Annotated in this window: 15 protein-coding genes; 11 read left to right on the top strand and 4 right to left on the bottom strand. The window is 72.3% G+C overall.

What is annotated here, in order from left to right:
• The first annotated feature begins 33 nt into the window (after nucleotides 1–33).
• Nucleotides 34–1,989 (top strand): Hsp70 family protein, encoded by a 1,956-nt coding sequence (locus tag AB0F89_RS36450; protein WP_367130907.1) that lies wholly within the window; start codon nucleotides 34–36, stop codon nucleotides 1,987–1,989.
• 52 nt (nucleotides 1,990–2,041) lie between these two features.
• Nucleotides 2,042–3,265 carry an MFS transporter gene (locus AB0F89_RS36445; protein ID WP_367130905.1) on the top strand — a complete coding sequence of 408 codons (1,224 nt, stop codon included), beginning with the start codon at nucleotides 2,042–2,044 and terminating at the stop codon, nucleotides 3,263–3,265.
• Here AB0F89_RS36445 and AB0F89_RS36440 read toward each other — a convergent pair whose 3' ends face one another.
• Nucleotides 3,266–3,391, bottom strand: coding sequence for a hypothetical protein (locus AB0F89_RS36440; protein WP_367130903.1), 126 nt, complete (start codon nucleotides 3,389–3,391; stop codon nucleotides 3,266–3,268).
• A gap of 109 nt (nucleotides 3,392–3,500) precedes the next feature.
• Between AB0F89_RS36440 and AB0F89_RS36435 the strand changes: the two genes are divergently transcribed.
• The 4 genes from AB0F89_RS36435 (at nucleotide 3,501) to AB0F89_RS36420 (ending at nucleotide 6,062) form a co-directional block, all read left to right on the top strand.
• The gene (locus AB0F89_RS36435; RefSeq protein WP_367130901.1) at nucleotides 3,501–3,695 is read left to right on the top strand and encodes a DUF3046 domain-containing protein; all 195 of its coding nucleotides are present in this window, start codon (nucleotides 3,501–3,503) and stop codon (nucleotides 3,693–3,695) included.
• Nucleotides 3,696–3,866: 171 nt separating this feature from the next.
• Complete coding sequence (gene recA, locus AB0F89_RS36430) at nucleotides 3,867–4,910, top strand: recombinase RecA (protein WP_367130899.1); 1,044 nt, start codon at nucleotides 3,867–3,869, stop codon at nucleotides 4,908–4,910.
• A gap of 51 nt (nucleotides 4,911–4,961) precedes the next feature.
• Nucleotides 4,962–5,504 (top strand): regulatory protein RecX, encoded by a 543-nt coding sequence (locus tag AB0F89_RS36425; RefSeq protein WP_367130897.1) that lies wholly within the window; start codon nucleotides 4,962–4,964, stop codon nucleotides 5,502–5,504.
• A 168-nt stretch (nucleotides 5,505–5,672) separates the two neighbouring features.
• Nucleotides 5,673–6,062: a hypothetical protein gene (locus tag AB0F89_RS36420; RefSeq protein ID WP_367130895.1), complete on the top strand. Its 390-nt coding sequence runs from the start codon at nucleotides 5,673–5,675 to the stop codon at nucleotides 6,060–6,062.
• On the opposite strand, the gene AB0F89_RS36415 is transcribed toward AB0F89_RS36420, so the two are convergent.
• On the bottom strand, nucleotides 6,043–6,732 hold the full coding sequence (locus AB0F89_RS36415; RefSeq protein ID WP_367130893.1) for a hypothetical protein: 690 nt from the start codon (nucleotides 6,730–6,732) through the stop codon (nucleotides 6,043–6,045). The two genes, AB0F89_RS36420 and AB0F89_RS36415, sit on opposite strands and share 20 nt — an antisense overlap.
• A gap of 55 nt (nucleotides 6,733–6,787) precedes the next feature.
• Here AB0F89_RS36415 and AB0F89_RS36410 point away from each other — a divergent pair, with 55 nt between their 5' ends.
• The gene (locus AB0F89_RS36410) at nucleotides 6,788–7,429 is read left to right on the top strand and encodes an HAD family hydrolase (RefSeq protein WP_367130891.1); all 642 of its coding nucleotides are present in this window, start codon (nucleotides 6,788–6,790) and stop codon (nucleotides 7,427–7,429) included.
• Between the two features lie 43 nt (nucleotides 7,430–7,472).
• On the opposite strand, the gene eda is transcribed toward AB0F89_RS36410, so the two are convergent.
• Nucleotides 7,473–8,123 (bottom strand): bifunctional 4-hydroxy-2-oxoglutarate aldolase/2-dehydro-3-deoxy-phosphogluconate aldolase, encoded by a 651-nt coding sequence (eda, locus tag AB0F89_RS36405; RefSeq protein WP_367130889.1) that lies wholly within the window; start codon nucleotides 8,121–8,123, stop codon nucleotides 7,473–7,475.
• Nucleotides 8,120–9,985 (bottom strand): phosphogluconate dehydratase, encoded by a 1,866-nt coding sequence (gene edd / locus AB0F89_RS36400; protein ID WP_367130887.1) that lies wholly within the window; start codon nucleotides 9,983–9,985, stop codon nucleotides 8,120–8,122. The genes eda and edd overlap by 4 nt, the downstream gene beginning before the upstream one ends.
• Before the next feature lie 226 nt (nucleotides 9,986–10,211).
• On the opposite strand from edd, the gene AB0F89_RS36395 reads away from it, so the two are divergent.
• The 4 genes from AB0F89_RS36395 (at nucleotide 10,212) to AB0F89_RS36380 (ending at nucleotide 14,029) form a co-directional block, all read left to right on the top strand.
• On the top strand, nucleotides 10,212–10,508 hold the full coding sequence (locus tag AB0F89_RS36395; protein WP_367130885.1) for a hypothetical protein: 297 nt from the start codon (nucleotides 10,212–10,214) through the stop codon (nucleotides 10,506–10,508).
• Nucleotides 10,509–10,626: 118 nt separating this feature from the next.
• Nucleotides 10,627–11,388 (top strand): hypothetical protein, encoded by a 762-nt coding sequence (locus AB0F89_RS36390; RefSeq protein WP_367130884.1) that lies wholly within the window; start codon nucleotides 10,627–10,629, stop codon nucleotides 11,386–11,388.
• A gap of 9 nt (nucleotides 11,389–11,397) precedes the next feature.
• Nucleotides 11,398–13,275, top strand: a complete 1,878-nt coding sequence (locus AB0F89_RS36385; RefSeq protein ID WP_367130882.1) for a fumarate reductase/succinate dehydrogenase flavoprotein subunit — start codon at nucleotides 11,398–11,400, stop codon at nucleotides 13,273–13,275.
• A gap of 1 nt (nucleotide 13,276) precedes the next feature.
• Nucleotides 13,277–14,029, top strand: a complete 753-nt coding sequence (locus AB0F89_RS36380; protein ID WP_367130880.1) for a succinate dehydrogenase/fumarate reductase iron-sulfur subunit — start codon at nucleotides 13,277–13,279, stop codon at nucleotides 14,027–14,029.
• Nucleotides 14,030–14,390 lie beyond the last annotated feature (361 nt).

Here is a 14,390-nt window from a genome sequence, read left to right as displayed (position 1 = left end):
ACGATCACCCCGTTCACATCAAAGGGGTGGATCGTGCGCGTCCTGTCCGTCGACCTGGGCACTTCCAACACCGTCGCGGTGCTCGCCGCGCACGGCCGGCCGCCCAGGGTCGTGGAGGTGGACGGCTCGGCGACCATGCCGTCGGCCGTCTACTGCGAGGAGGACGGCACGCTCGTCGTCGGCCGTGACGCCGAGCGGCGCGCCCGCCTCGACCCGGCCCGCTTCGAGCCGAACCCCAAGCGCCGCGTGGACGACGGCGTGCTGCTCCTGGGCGACAACGTGGTGGCGGTCACCGACGCGCTGGCCGCCGTGCTGCGCCGCGTCCTGGAGGAGACCACCCGCCAGCTGGGCGGCGAGTCGCTGGACGAGGTCCGCCTCACCCACCCCGCGCAGTGGGGGCCGACGCGCCGCAACGTGCTGCTGTCCGCGGCCCGCCTCGCGGGCGTGTCCTGCGAGGTCGTGCTGGTCCCCGAACCGGTCGCCGCCGCCTCCCACTACGCCTCGCTCTCGGTCGGCCAGGCGCTCGCGGTCTACGACCTGGGCGCGGGCACGTTCGACGTGGCCATCGTCGGCGCCACCCAGAGCGGCTTCACGGTGCTCGCCGAGGACGGCCTGCCCGACCTGGGCGGCCTCGACGTCGACCAGGCGCTGCTGGAGCACGTCGGCCGGCAGGTCTCGCACCGCGACCCGGCGGCCTGGCAGCGGCTGCTGCGCCCGGAGTCCACGGCCGACCGGCGGGCCCGCCGCACGCTGCAGGAGGACGTGCGGGCGGCCAAGGAGTCGCTGTCGCGGCACGCGCACACCGAGGTGCCGATGCCGGAGCCGTTCGAGGACGTGCTGGTCAACCGCTCCGACCTGGAGGCGCTGGTCCGGCCGAGCATGATGCGCAGCGTGGAGCTGCTGGAGTCCACGATCCGCTCCACCGGCATGGCGCCCAACCAGCTCGCCGGCATCTACCTGGTCGGCGGCTCCAGCCGCATCCCGCTGGTCGCGACCATGATCGCCGAGCAGGTGCGGATCGTGCCGACGAGCCTGGACCAGCCGGAGACCTCGGTGGCCCTGGGCGCGCACCACGTGCCCAAGAACGGCGTCACGCCGCGTTCCCAGGAGCCGACCAGGCCCAAGGAGCCGGACACGGTCGTCACCACCCCGGTGCCCCCGACCGGCGGCCACCACCACCCGGCCACCCCGGCCGGTGGCCACCACCTCGCGAACCCGGCGGTCAGCGGCGCGCACCCGGTCAACCCGAACACCAGCGGCGCCTACCAGGTGAACCCGAACGCGAGCGGCGCGTACCAGGTCAACCCCGGCGCCAGCGGGCCGTACCAGGTCAACCCGAACGCGAGCGGGCCGTACCAGGTCTACCCGCAGACCGGGCCGCAGCAGTTCAACTTCCCGACCGTCAGCCCGCGCGCGCAGGCGAAGCCGGAGAAGAAGCCCAACCGGACCCTGCTGGTCGCCGCCGGCGCGGCCGTGGTGCTGGTGCTGGCCGTGGTCGGCGGCATCTTCGCGTTCGGCGGCACGGGCGTGCCCGACGCGCAGGAGTGCAAGAGCGACACCCAGCAGGACGACAAGGGCTTCACCGAGTGCCTGCGGCTGCTCGCGGGCGCCATCCCGGACACCAGCACGTGCAAGGCGGGCGGCACGCCCGGCGTGGGCGGCGTCAACGGCATCAAGGGCACCGTGGTCAGCTGCGCGGTGAAGGACGACTACTCGGTGCAGTACGTCCTCACCGAGACGGTCGTCGGCGCGCAGCACGGCGCGGAGGCCGTCGTGCGGTCCCTCAAGACCGACATGGTCGAGGCGCAGTGGGCGGGCAACGGGCTCACCGGCAAGTACCGGGCCGCCGCCGACGGCGGGCTGGGGCTGCTCGTGTTCACCGCGAACGACCTGCCGCTGCTCGGCATCGTGACCAAGAGCGGCGGCGAGGAGCTGACCGCCGACCAGGTCGCGGACTTCTTCGAGACTGCGGTGCAGCCCGGGACTTGAGACCCGGACGGTGGCTGGTAGGGGTCGGAACCCCCTGGCAGAGTCAAAGATCATGACCGTGGTCGACGTCGTGCAGCGCAGGGTCCTGCGGGTGTTGGCGGTGACCCAGGTCCTCGGCGCCGCGGGCGTCACCATCGGCCTGGCGGTGAGCACGCTCCTCGCGTCCGTGCTCGCCGACTCCGACGCGGTCGGCGGGATGGCGCAGACCGCCGCGGTGCTCGGCGCGGCGCTGTTCGCTTTGCCGGTGGCCCGGCTGGCGGCCCGGAGCGGACGCCGCCCGGCGCTGGTCCTCGGCTACGGCGCGGGCGCGGCCGGCGCGGCGGTGGCGGCGTGCGCGGTGGTGCTCGGCTCGTGGCAGGTGCTGCTGGTCGCGCTGGTGCTGTTCGGCGCGGCGTCCAGCGCGAACCTCGCCGCCCGGTACGCGGGCGCCGACCTCGCCCACCCGCACCGCCGGGCGCGCTCGCTGGCGCTGGTGGTGTGGGCGGCGACGCTGGGCGCGGTGGCCGGGCCGAACCTGGCCGACCCGGCCGGTCGGGCGGCCGTGCGGCTGGGGCTGCCGGTCGGCGCCGGGCCGTACCTGCTGTCGGCGGTGGTGTTCGGGCTGGCCGCGCTCGTCGTGCTGCGGTTCCTGCGACCGGACCCGCTGACCCTGGCGACCTCCGCCGCCACGCCCGTGCCGCGGGTGGCGGCCAAGGGGTCGGCGGCGGTGTGGCGGTCCCTGCCCGCCGCCGGGAAGCTCGCGCTGGGCGGCGTGACGCTGTGCCACACCGCGATGGTGGGGCTGATGTCGATGACCCCGGTGCACATGGACCACGCGGGCTCGTCGCTGCGGGTCGTCGGCGTGGTGATCAGCCTGCACGTCGCCGCGATGTACGCGGCCAGCCCGCTGTTCGGGTGGATGGCCGACCGGCTCGGCCGGGTGCCGGTGCTGGCGATCGGCGCGGCGCTCGTGGTCGCCGCCTCGGGCATCGCGGGCATGGCGCCCGCGCACGACGCGCCGCAGCTGGCCGCGGGTCTCGCGCTGCTGGCGTTCGGCTGGTCGGCGGGCATGGTGGCCGGGTCGGCGCTGCTCACCGAGTCGGTGGCGGTGGTGGACCGGCCGGCCGCGCAGGGCCTGTCGGACCTGTGCATGAACGTCGGGGGAGCGCTCGGCGGGGTCACGGCGGGCGTGGTGGTGACGGCGTGGTCGTACGCCGCGCTGGGGCTCGTCGTCGGGTTCACCGCCCTGCCGCTGCTGGTGACGTGCCTGTTCGCGTCGTTGCAGCGGGTGCGCTGATCAGCGCTTGCGGTTGTGCCAGAGCGCGCGCAGGCCGACCACGATCGCCGCGACGAGCCCGGCGATCATCACGACCGTGGCGATCGGCGACGACATGCCCAAGGGGTCTTCCTGCAGCAACAGCACCGGTCGAGGTTAGCGCGGCGACCACCGGCCGGGTGCCCGATCCGGTCGAGCGGCGGGCGGTGGCGCCACGGCCGACCGGCCCGGCGGGCGACCGGCTAGCCTGGTCCCGATGCGCATCACGATGTTCCGCAAGCTGATGGCCGCCGAGTTCGGCGAGGTCAGGGCGGAGATGGTGGCCAGGGACCACGTGCTGTCGGCGCTCGGTGGCCGGACGCCGGACCAGGCGTTGGAGGCGGGCCTGCCGACCAAGGAGATCTGGCAGGCCGTCTGCGACGCCTTCGACGTGCCGGAGCAGCGGCGGTGACCTGGCGTGTCGACCACTTGGTCGAACACCTGTTCGGCTACACTCCCCGACACGACCGAGTGACAACACCCCGCGGGTGACCCGGTCCCCGCCGAAAAATGTCGGACCCCGCCCGTAACGTCGGCCCCGACATCGCACAGCGACCCCAAGACACCCCGAGGTGGACTCCAGATGGCACCCCAGGCTCCCGACCGGGACAAGGCCCTCGAACTGGCCCTGGCCCAGATCGACAAGCAGTTCGGCAAGGGCTCGGTCATGCGGCTGGGCGAGGAAGCCCGCGCCCCGATCCAGGTGATCCCCACCGGCGCCATCGCGCTCGACGTCGCGCTCGGCATCGGCGGCCTGCCGCGCGGTCGCGTGGTCGAGATCTACGGCCCGGAGTCGTCCGGTAAGACCACGGTGGCGCTGCACTCCGTGGCCAACGCCCAGCGCAACGGCGGCATCGCGGCGTTCATCGACGCCGAGCACGCGCTCGACCCGGACTACGCGAAGAAGCTGGGCGTCGACACCGACGCGCTGCTGGTCTCGCAGCCCGACACCGGCGAGCAGGCGCTGGAGATCGCGGACATGCTGGTCCGCTCCGGCGCGCTCGACATCCTGGTGATCGACTCGGTGGCGGCGCTGGTGCCCCGCGCCGAGATCGAGGGCGAGATGGGCGACAACCACGTCGGTCTGCAGGCCCGCCTGATGAGCCAGGCGCTGCGGAAGATCACCGGTGCGCTCAGCTCGTCCAACACGACCGCGATCTTCATCAACCAGCTGCGCGAGAAGATCGGCGTGATGTTCGGCTCGCCCGAGACCACGACCGGTGGCAAGGCGCTGAAGTTCTACGCGTCCGTGCGGCTGGACGTGCGGCGGATCGAGACCCTGAAGGACGGCGGCGAGCCGGTCGGCAACCGCACCAGGGTCAAGGTCGTGAAGAACAAGGTGGCCCCGCCGTTCAAGCAGGCCGAGTTCGACATCCTCTACGGCCACGGCATCAGCCGTGAGGGCTCGCTGATCGACATGGGCGTCGACCAGGGCATCCTGCGCAAGTCGGGCGCCTGGTACACCTACGAGGGCGACCAGCTGGGCCAGGGCAAGGAGAACGCGCGGAAGTTCCTGCGCGAGAACCCGGACGTGGCCAACGAGATCGAGAAGCGGATCAAGGACAAGCTGGGCATCGGCGCCACCCTCGACGCGGACGAGACCGCTGCGGCGCCGGTCGAGTTCTAGTCGGGCGTGGCAGGACGAGGTGGCCGTGGTCGCGGGGCGTCCCGCGACCCCTTGGCCGATGACGACACCGAGCCGCGTCCGGTCGACCCGGCGAAGGAGCAGCGCAAGGCGACCGACATCTGCTACGCGCTGCTCACCGCCCGCGCCCGGACGCGGGTGGAGCTGAAGGACGCCTTGCTGCGCAAGGGCATCGGCGAGCAGACGGCCGAGCTGGTGCTGGCCAAGTTCGATCGGGCGGGCCTGATCGACGACGCCGCCTTCGCCGAGGTCTGGGTCCGGTCGCGGCACACCTACCAGGGCCTGGGCCGGCGTGCCCTGGCCATGGAGCTGCGCCGCAAGGGCGTGGCGGACGAGGTCGCCGCCGAGGCCGTCGCGGCGGTGGACGACGAGGCGGAGGAGGACCGGGCCAGGGACCTGGTGCGCAAGAAGCTGCGCGCCATGTCGGGCCTGGACGACACCACCAGGATTCGCCGCCTGGTCGCCGCCCTGGCCCGCAAGGGTTACGCGGAGGGCTTGGCGTACCGGGTGGTGCGCGAGGAACTGCGCCGGGCGGGCGAGGACGCGGAAGCGCTGGACGAGCTGACCCAGGACTGAGGCCCGGACCGCCGCCGGGCGCGGCGAGCGGTCACCGCGGGCCGAGGACCGGCTTGAGGCGGAACAGGTTGTCGGTCGGGTCGACCACCGCCTCGAAGCGGGCGCCCACCCGGTGCTCCGGCCGGTGCCGGACCCGGTAGGTCGCGTCGAACGGCGGGCGGCACGTCGTTGCCGCCGACGCGCAGGCTCAGCACCGACGTGCTGGGCCCCTCCTCTTGGTGGACCACCTCCACCGCGACGACCTCGCCGGTCGCGGGCCGACCGGCTCGCCGCAGCCGCGCGGTGTCCGCCCGGGCCTGGTTCGCCCTCGTCCACATCTCGCCGCCGAGCGCCACCACGACCAGCATCGCGAGGGCCGTGGCGGTCAGCGCCCACCACGGCCAGTCGAGGTCTTCGAGGTGCCACACCGCGAGCGGGACGAGGGCGCACAGCCAGGAGAACACCGCGCTGACCCGGAGCCACAACCGCGCGCCCGGGCCGTCGACCTCCGCCTGCCGGGCGTTCCCGTCGGCGCGACCACCGGGCGGGTTGCCCGCGCTCACGGCAGCGCTCGGGTGAGCCGCCAGTACTGCCGCTTCTTCTCCTCGCGCACGACCACGCCGAGCCGGCTCAGCTCGTCGCGCAGCTCGGCCGCGTCGTCGTTGTCGCCCTTGCGCAACGCCTCGGCCCGCACCTTCAGCAACGCGTTCGCCCCCGGCGGGAGGTCCGGCGTTCCGTCGGCCCACCGCCGGTACTCCTCGCGGTACGGGTCGCCGTCCAGCCACTGGTAGCCGTGCGACTGGAACGCGTCCGCCAGCTCCTCCGGCTTCAGGTCGTGGGTCTCGCGGGCCAGTTCGCTGGTGTCGACGCCGAGCAGCACGAGCTTCTTGCCGTCCAGGAACACCCCGGACACCACGGTCCGGTCGAAGCTCTTGTGCCGCCCGCCCCGCAGCACCTCGACGCCCTCGTTGAACACCTCGACCACCAGCCGCTCGTGCGCCGCCAACCCGGCCACCACCAGCCCGAGCAGCGCGCCGACGGCCACCGACCCCACCGTCGCCCACGGCTCCGGGATGGACGAGACCAGCTCGAACGGCCCCTGCATCGGCGCCCACGACAGGCCGGCCACCCACCCGGCGATCGACTTCAAGCCCCACACCACGACCGCGCCCAGCACCGGGAAACCGACCGACACCAGCGCCACCTGGCCGCGCGGTTCGGCGACGACCGTGGTTCGTCGCGCGTTCATCCCCCACTACCTCCCCAGAAGGTGAGCACCCAACCTATCGCCGTAGCCTGATGGGGTGAGGATCAGGGCCGAGCACGTCGTCTGGGACTGGAACGGCACCCTGTTCGCCGACAACGACGCGGTGCTCGCCGCCGTCAACCGGGTCTGCGCCGACTTCGGCCACGCGGCCGTCACGCTGGAGCACTGGCGCGAGACGTTCAGCCGCCCCATCAAGGACTGCTACGAGCGGATGTTCGGCCGACCGCTGACCGCCGCCGACTGGGCCCGCATCGACACCGCCTACCACGCCGAGTACCGGGCGCTGGTGGACCTGTGCGGGCTGGCCGACGGCGTCCCCGACCACCTGAAGGCCCTCCGGCACACCCAGTCGCTGCTCTCGATGTGGTTCCACGACGAGCTGGTGCCGCTGGTCGCGCGCTTCGGCCTGGGCGAGCTGTTCACCAGGGTGGACGGGCTCCGGACCGCCGCCGACGGCGGCTCGAAGTCCGAGCACCTGGCCGTGCACCTCGACGCGCTGGACCTGCGCCCCGCGGAGGTCGTGCTGATCGGCGACGTGGCCGACGACGCCGAAGCCGCCCGGAACGTGGGCGCGCAGGTGGTCCTGGTCGCCACGGGCACCAGCTCGCGCCGGGTCCTGGAGCGCACCGGGGCCCCGGTCGCCGACTCGATCCCGGAAGCGCTCGCCCACCTGGCATGACGAAGGGCGCCCCCCGACCGGGAAGGCGCCCTCCGCCCACAGCTCACAGCGCTGAAGCGGCCCGGGCCAACTCCTCGATCCGCGCCCAGTCACCGGACACCAGCGCGTCCTTCGGCGCGAGCCACGACCCGCCCACGCACCCGACGTTGGCCAGCGCCAGGTAGTTCGGCGCGGTCGCGGGCGTGATGCCGCCGGTCGGGCAGAACCGCAGGCCGGGCAGCGGCCCGCCGATCGACTTCAGGTAGTCGACCCCGCCCGCGGCCTCGGCCGGGAAGAACTTCAGCGAGGTCAGCCCGCGCTCGGCCAGCCGCATCGCCTCCGACACGGTCGCCGCGCCCGGCAGGAACGGCAGCCCGGTGTCCTCGGCCGCGTCCAGCACCCGGTCGGTCGACCCGGGCGTGACGAGGAACGCCGCGCCCGCCTTCGCGGCCTGCTCGGCGTGCTCCGGCGCGGTCACCGTGCCCGCGCCGATCACGATGCCCGGCACCTCCGCCGCCACCCGCTCGATCGCGGCCAGCGCGGCGGGCGTGCGCAGGGTAAGCTCGATCACGCGGACGCCACCGCGCAGCAACGCCCGCGCCAGCGGCACGGCGTGCTCGGCGTCGTCCACGACGACGACCGGGATGACGGGCGACAGCGCGAGCAGGTCCGCCGCCGTCGAGTGGGCGGGAGCTGACTCCTCTGGGTGGGTCACCGGGACACCTCCTGGTTGAGCTGGCCTTCGAAGTGCGAGGCCGCGATCGGTCCGAACACGCTCGCGCCCCGGTCGGCGGGTCCGATCGCCCGGCGCAGCGCGGCGAACAGCTCCCGGCCCGTGCCGGTCCACGCCTGCGCGTCCGGCGGGAAGTCCACCAGGTCGCGCCCGGCCAGCTCCGCCGGGTCGACGAACACCTCCAGCGTGCCGGTCTCGGCGTCCAGCCGCAGCACGTCGCCGTCGCGCACGCGGGCCAGCGGACCGCCGACGGCCGCCTCCGGCGTGACCTGGATGGCGGCCGGGATCTTGCCCGACGCGCCGGACATCCGGCCGTCGGTGACCAGCGCGACCTGGAAGCCCCGGTCCATCAGCACGCCCAGCGCGGGGGTGAGCTTGTGCAGCTCGGGCATCCCGTTGGCCTGCGGCCCCTGCTGGCGCACCACCACGACCACGTCCCGCTCCAGCTCACAGGCCTGGAACGCGGCGCTGAACGCCTCCTGCGAGGTGAACACCCGCGCGGGAGCCTCGACCACCCGGTGCTCCGGCTCGACCGCCGACACCTTGATCACCGCGCGCCCGAGGTTGCCCGACAGCATCCGCAGGCCGCCGTCGGCCGCGAACGGCTCCGACACGGGCCGCAGCACGTCGGTGTCGAGCGAGCGCGGCGGGCCCGGGCGCCACTGGAGCACGCCCTCGACCAGCACCGGCTCCTGCCGGTAGCGGTCCAGCCCGTCGCCCGCCACGGTCTTCACGTCGGCGTGCAGCAGGCCCGCGTCCAGCAGCGTCGAGACGAGGAACTGCACGCCGCCCGCGGCCTGGAAGTGGTTGATGTCCGCCGAGCCGTTCGGGTAGACCCGGGCCAGCAGCGGCACCGCCGACGACAGCTCGGAGAAGTCGTCCCAGCTCAGCTCGATGCCCGCGGCCGAGGCGATGGCGACCAGGTGCATGGTGTGGTTGGTCGACCCGCCGGTGGCCAGCAGCGCGATCACGCCGTTGACCACGGACTTCACGTCGACCACGTGCCCGATCGGGGTGTAGTCCCCGCCGCGGCTGATCTCCACCGCGCGCCGCGCGGCCTCCTCGGTCAGCGCCTTGCGCAGCCTGGTGCCCGGCGGCACGAAGCTCGCGCCGGGCAGGTGCAGGCCCATGACCTCGACCACGAGCTGGTTGGAGTTCGCCGTGCCGTAGAACGTGCAGGTCCCGGGGCTGTGGTAGGACTGCGCCTCGGCTTCGAGCAGGTCCTCGCGGGTGGCCTTGTCCTCCGCGAACAGCTGCCGCACGCGGGCCTTCTCCGAGTTCGGCAGGCCGGAGTGCATGGGGCCCGCAGGCACCAGGATCGCGGGCAGGTGCCCGAACGACAGCGCGCCGATCAGCAGGCCGGGCGTGATCTTGTCGCACACGCCGAGCAGCAGCGCCGAGTCGAACATCTCGTGCGCCAGCGCGACGCCGGTGGCCATGGCGATGACCTCGCGGCTGAACAGGGACAGCTCCATCCCCGCACGGCCCTGGGTGATGCCGTCGCACATCGCGGGCACGCCGCCCGCGAACTGGGCCACGCCGCCGACCGCGCGGGCGGCGTCCTTGATCCACGCCGGGTACTCGTGCATCGGCTGGTGGGCGGACAGCATGTCGTTGTACGCGGACACGATCGCCACGTTCGGGCGACGCAGGGCGCGGAGGAGGTCCTTGTCACCGCCCGTGATCCCGGCGAAGCCGTGCGCCAGGTTGCTGCACGCCATGTCCCGGCGGGCGGGGCCCTCCTGCTGGGCCTGGGCGATTCGTTCGAGGTAGGCGGACCGGCCGGCGGCGCTGCGGGCGGCGATTCGAGCCGTCACCGCGGCGACGACGGGATGCACGCTCATGATTCGCTGTCTCCGGTGGTGATCACGGGCCGTGGTGGGCCCGGTGGGACGACAGCGCTGGCGTCGCACGGACGGACGTGACAGCAAGCACACTATGTCACGACACATGATCGTCACAAAAACGATTCAGATCCTGAGACGCGACTCGTGCTCTTGTGGTGCTTGTCACAGCGGCGTGGACTTGGCAGAGTCGGCACACGGATCGACCCGAGGGAGGTGCCTGACCATGACGTCCTCCGAGATCGTGGAGCTGCGCCGGGCGCTCGGCCGGCTGCGCCAGTGCGTCGGCGGCCTGCGTGCGCGGTACGGCGACGTGGCCGCGGTGCAGCGGCTGGCCAACGACGTCGAGCGGCTGGACATCGACGCGACCGAGCTGCTGGACCTGGACAGCACGCCCCGGCAGCGCGAGGCGCCCCGGGTCGAGCGGGAAGTCGTCGTCGTGCCCGACACGCCGTACGACCCGCAGCTGTGGCGGGACGCCGACGACGAAGGGCTCGGCGGCTACCGCAGCCATCGGACCTGACCAGTTGGCGAGACCGGCCCCCGCGTGCGAACGCGGGGGCCGCTCCCGTTTCAGGCCCCCTTGTGTGTCCCAAACCACATTGTGTCCCGCACCACAACGACGTGGAACGAGGTGAGGTATGAGGGCGCAGATCGCCCAGCGCACGTTGCGCACGGACCGGTGGTGGCTGCCGCCGTTGGTGACGGTGGTGGGCCTGCTCCTGATTTCGATCTACGCGGCCGTGCGCACGTTCATGGGCGACTTCTACTGGGTGGACGAGTACCGCTACCTGACACCCATGTACTCGCCGTGCCTGAGCCAGGAGTGCCTGCCGAACGCGGCGCACTTCGGCCGGCCGCTGCCCGAGCTGCCGGGGTTCCTGACCCCGCCGGTGGTGATCATCCCGTTCCTGCTCGGCTTCCGGGTGACCTGCTACTACTACCGCAAGGCGTACTACCGGGCGGCGTGGATGTCCCCGCCCGCGTGCGCGGTGGCCGAGCCGCACGCCAAGTACACCGGTGAGACCCGCTTCCCGCTGATCGCGCAGAACCTGCACCGCTACTTCTTCTACGCGGCCTCGCTCCTGCTGCTGATCAACATCTACGACGCGTTCTACGCCTTCAGCACCGGCATCGGCCTGGGCAACATCGTGCTGCTGGTGAACGTCGGCCTGCTGGCCGCGTACACGCTGTCGTGCCACTCGTGCCGGCACATCGCGGGCGGGCGGCTGAAGCACTTCTCCAAGCACCCGGTCCGGTACTGGGCGTGGACGCAGATCTCCAAGCTCAACGCCAAGCACATGCAGCTGGCCTGGGCCTCGCTCATCTTCGTCTGCGTCACGGACCTCTACGTCGCGCTGGTCGCCTCCGGGACGATCGCCGACCTCCGATTCGTCAACTGAGGAGTGGTTTTGCCCGAGCTGGAACGGCATTCGTTCGACGTGCTCGTGATCGGTGCCGGCGGTGCGGGGCTGCGCGCCGCGATCGAGGCCAGGGAACGCGGGATGCGCACGGCGGTGCTGTGCAAGTCGTTGTTCGGCAAGGCGCACACGGTGATGGCCGAGGGCGGCATCGCCGCGGCCATGGGCAACGTCAACTCCAACGACAGCTGGCAGGTCCACTTCCGCGACACCATGCGCGGCGGGAAGTTCCTCAACAACTGGCGGATGGCCGAGCTGCACGCCAAGGAGGCGCCCGACCGGGTGTGGGAGCTGGAGACCTACGGCGCGTTGTTCGACCGCACCAAGGACGGTCGCATCAGCCAGCGCAACTTCGGCGGCCACGAGTACCCGAGGCTGGCGCACGTCGGCGACCGCACGGGGCTGGAGCTGATCCGCAGCCTCCAGCAGAAGGTGGTGTCGCTGCAGCAGGACGACCTCGCCGAGACCGGGGACTACGAGTCGCGGCTCAAGGTGTTCCAGGAGTTCACCGTCACGGACCTGGTGCTCGACGACGGCAAGGTGGCCGGCGCGTTCGGCTACTGGCGCGAGTCCGGCCGGTTCGTGCTGTTCGAGGCGCCCGCCGTGGTGCTGGCCACCGGCGGCATCGGCAAGTCCTTCAAGGTGACGTCGAACTCGTGGGAGTACACCGGGGACGGCCACGCGCTGGCGATGCGCGCGGGCGCGTCGCTGATCAACATGGAGTTCGTCCAGTTCCACCCGACCGGCATGGTCTGGCCGCCGTCGGTGAAGGGCATCCTGGTCACCGAGTCGGTCCGCGGTGACGGCGGCGTGCTGCGCAACTCCGATGGCAAGCGGTTCATGTTCGACTACATCCCCGAGGTGTTCAAGGACAAGTACGCCGACAACGAGGCCGAAGCCGACCGCTGGTACTCCGACCCCGGCGCCAACCGGCGGCCACCGGAGCTGCTGCCCCGCGACGAGGTGGCCCGCGCGATCAACTCCGAGGTCAAGGCCGGGCGCGGCTCCGAGCACGGCGGCGTGTTCCTGGACGTCTCCACCCGGCTGCCCGCCGAGGAGATCATGCGGCGGCTGCCGTCGATGCACCACCAGTTCAAGGAGCTGGCCGACGTCGACATCACCGCGCAGCCGATGGAGGTCGGGCCGACCTGCCACTACGTGATGGGCGGCGTGCGGGTCGACCCGGACACCGGCGCGTCGTCGGTGCCGGGGCTGTTCGCGGCGGGCGAGGTGTCCGGCGGGATGCACGGCTCGAACCGGCTGGGCGGCAACTCGCTGTCCGACCTGCTGGTGTTCGGCCGCCGGGCCGGGCTGGGCGCGTCGGACTACGTGGCCGGGCTCGACGCGCGGCCGGTGTGCTCGGACGAGGCGGTCGCGGAGGCGGAGCGAACGGCCGTGGCGCCGTTCTCGGGCGCCGACGCGGGCGGCGAGAACCCGTACACGCTGCACATGGAGCTGCAGCAGGCGATGAACGACCTGGTCGGCATCATCCGGCGGGCCGAGGAGATGGACCAGGCGGTCCAGCGGCTGGCCGAGCTGAAGCGGCGGGCCGCGACCGTGGTGGTCGAGGGGCACCGGCAGTTCAACCCGGGCTGGCACCTGGCGCTGGACCTGCGCAACATGCTGCTGGTCAGCGAGTGCGTGGCGCGTGCCGCGCTGCTGCGCACCGAGAGCCGCGGCGGCCACACCCGCGACGACTACCCGAGCATGGACGCCGACTGGCGGCGCAAGCTGCTGGTGTGCCGGTTGGCCGACTCCTCGGTCGAGGTGGTCGAGGAGCCGCAGGTCCCGATCCGGTCGGACCTGCTGGAGCTGTTCGAGGCGAGCGAGTTGCAGAAGTACCTGACCGCGGACGAGCTGGAGGGCTGACATGGGGTACCAGGGGCACTTCCGGGTGTGGCGCGGTTCGGACGAGGGCGGCGGCCTGGAGGACTTCACCGTCGAGGTGAACGAGGGCGAGGTCGTGCTCGACATCATCCACCGGTTGCAGGCGACCCAGACGCCGGACTTGGCCGTGCGGTGGAACTGCAAGGCGGGCAAGTGCGGGTCGTGCTCGGCGGAGATCAACGGCAGGCCCAGGCTGCTGTGCATGACGCGGATGTCGGTGTTCGCGGAGGACGAGACGGTGACCGTGACGCCGATGCGCACGTTCCCGGTGATCCGCGACCTGGTCACGGACGTGTCGTACAACTACAAGAAGGCGCGCGAGATCCCCGCCTTCAAGCCGCCGGCCGGTGTGGCGCCGGGGGAGTACCGGATGCAGCAGGTCGACGTGGAGCGCTCGCAGGAGTTCCGCAAGTGCATCGAGTGCTTCCTGTGCAACAACACCTGCCACGTGATCCGCGACCACGAGGAGAACAAGGAGTCGTTCGCCGGGCCGCGGTTCCTGATGCGGGTCGCCGAGCTGGAGATGCACCCGCTGGACGAGGCTGACCGGGTCCAGGAGGCGCAGTCGTCGCACGGCCTGGGGCTGTGCAACATCACGAAGTGCTGCACCGAGGTGTGCCCGGAGCACATCAAGATCACCGACAACGCGCTGATCCCGATGAAGGAGCGCGTGGCCGACCGGCGCTACGACCCGCTGGTCTGGCTGGGCAACAAGCTGTTCCGCAACAAGTCCTGAAACCCCGCCGGTCCCGCGTCACCGCGAGGTGGTGGCGTGGCGCGGGACCGGCGAGATCCGGCGCAGGTCGGGGAGCAGGGTGACCAGCCCGAGCACCGCGAGCCCCGCACCGAGCCACAGCGGCGAGCGCAGGCCGTGGTCGGTGATCAGCAGGCCGCCCAGCCACGCCCCGATGGCCCAGGCGCTCGCCGAGGAACGTGGCCAGCGGCAAGCCGAGGAGGGTGCCGAGCACCAGCCCGTTCATGCCGGCGGCGGTGGCCCGGCACAGGTCCTCGGTGGACGTCGCTTCGCAGCCGTTCGCCCAGAACGCGCGCATGGCGGCGTCGAGCGCCTGCTCCTCGTCGAACTCCCCGAGGCGCGG

The sequence above is a fragment of the Saccharothrix sp. HUAS TT1 genome (assembly GCF_040744945.1).
GTDB lineage: Bacteria > Actinomycetota > Actinomycetes > Mycobacteriales > Pseudonocardiaceae > Actinosynnema.
The sequence above is the reverse complement of the archived record's forward strand: the minus strand, read 5'-3'. Positions and strand labels throughout refer to the sequence as shown.

What these genes read in the sequence shown, in the direction of transcription:
- AB0F89_RS36445 (WP_367130905.1), top strand. Translation starts at nt 2,042, where the DNA reads ATGACCGTGGTCGACGTCGTGCAGCGCAGGGTCCTGCGGGTGTTGGCG.
- AB0F89_RS36380 (WP_367130880.1), top strand. Translation starts at nt 13,277, where the DNA reads ATGGGGTACCAGGGGCACTTCCGGGTGTGGCGCGGTTCGGACGAGGGC.
- AB0F89_RS36415 (WP_367130893.1), bottom strand. Translation starts at nt 6,732, where the DNA reads ATGAACGCGCGACGAACCACGGTCGTCGCCGAACCGCGCGGCCAGGTG.
- AB0F89_RS36390 (WP_367130884.1), top strand. Translation starts at nt 10,627, where the DNA reads ATGAGGGCGCAGATCGCCCAGCGCACGTTGCGCACGGACCGGTGGTGG.
- AB0F89_RS36435 (WP_367130901.1), top strand. Translation starts at nt 3,501, where the DNA reads ATGCGCATCACGATGTTCCGCAAGCTGATGGCCGCCGAGTTCGGCGAG.
- AB0F89_RS36395 (WP_367130885.1), top strand. Translation starts at nt 10,212, where the DNA reads ATGACGTCCTCCGAGATCGTGGAGCTGCGCCGGGCGCTCGGCCGGCTG.
- recA (WP_367130899.1), top strand. Translation starts at nt 3,867, where the DNA reads ATGGCACCCCAGGCTCCCGACCGGGACAAGGCCCTCGAACTGGCCCTG.
- edd (WP_367130887.1), bottom strand. Translation starts at nt 9,985, where the DNA reads ATGAGCGTGCATCCCGTCGTCGCCGCGGTGACGGCTCGAATCGCCGCC.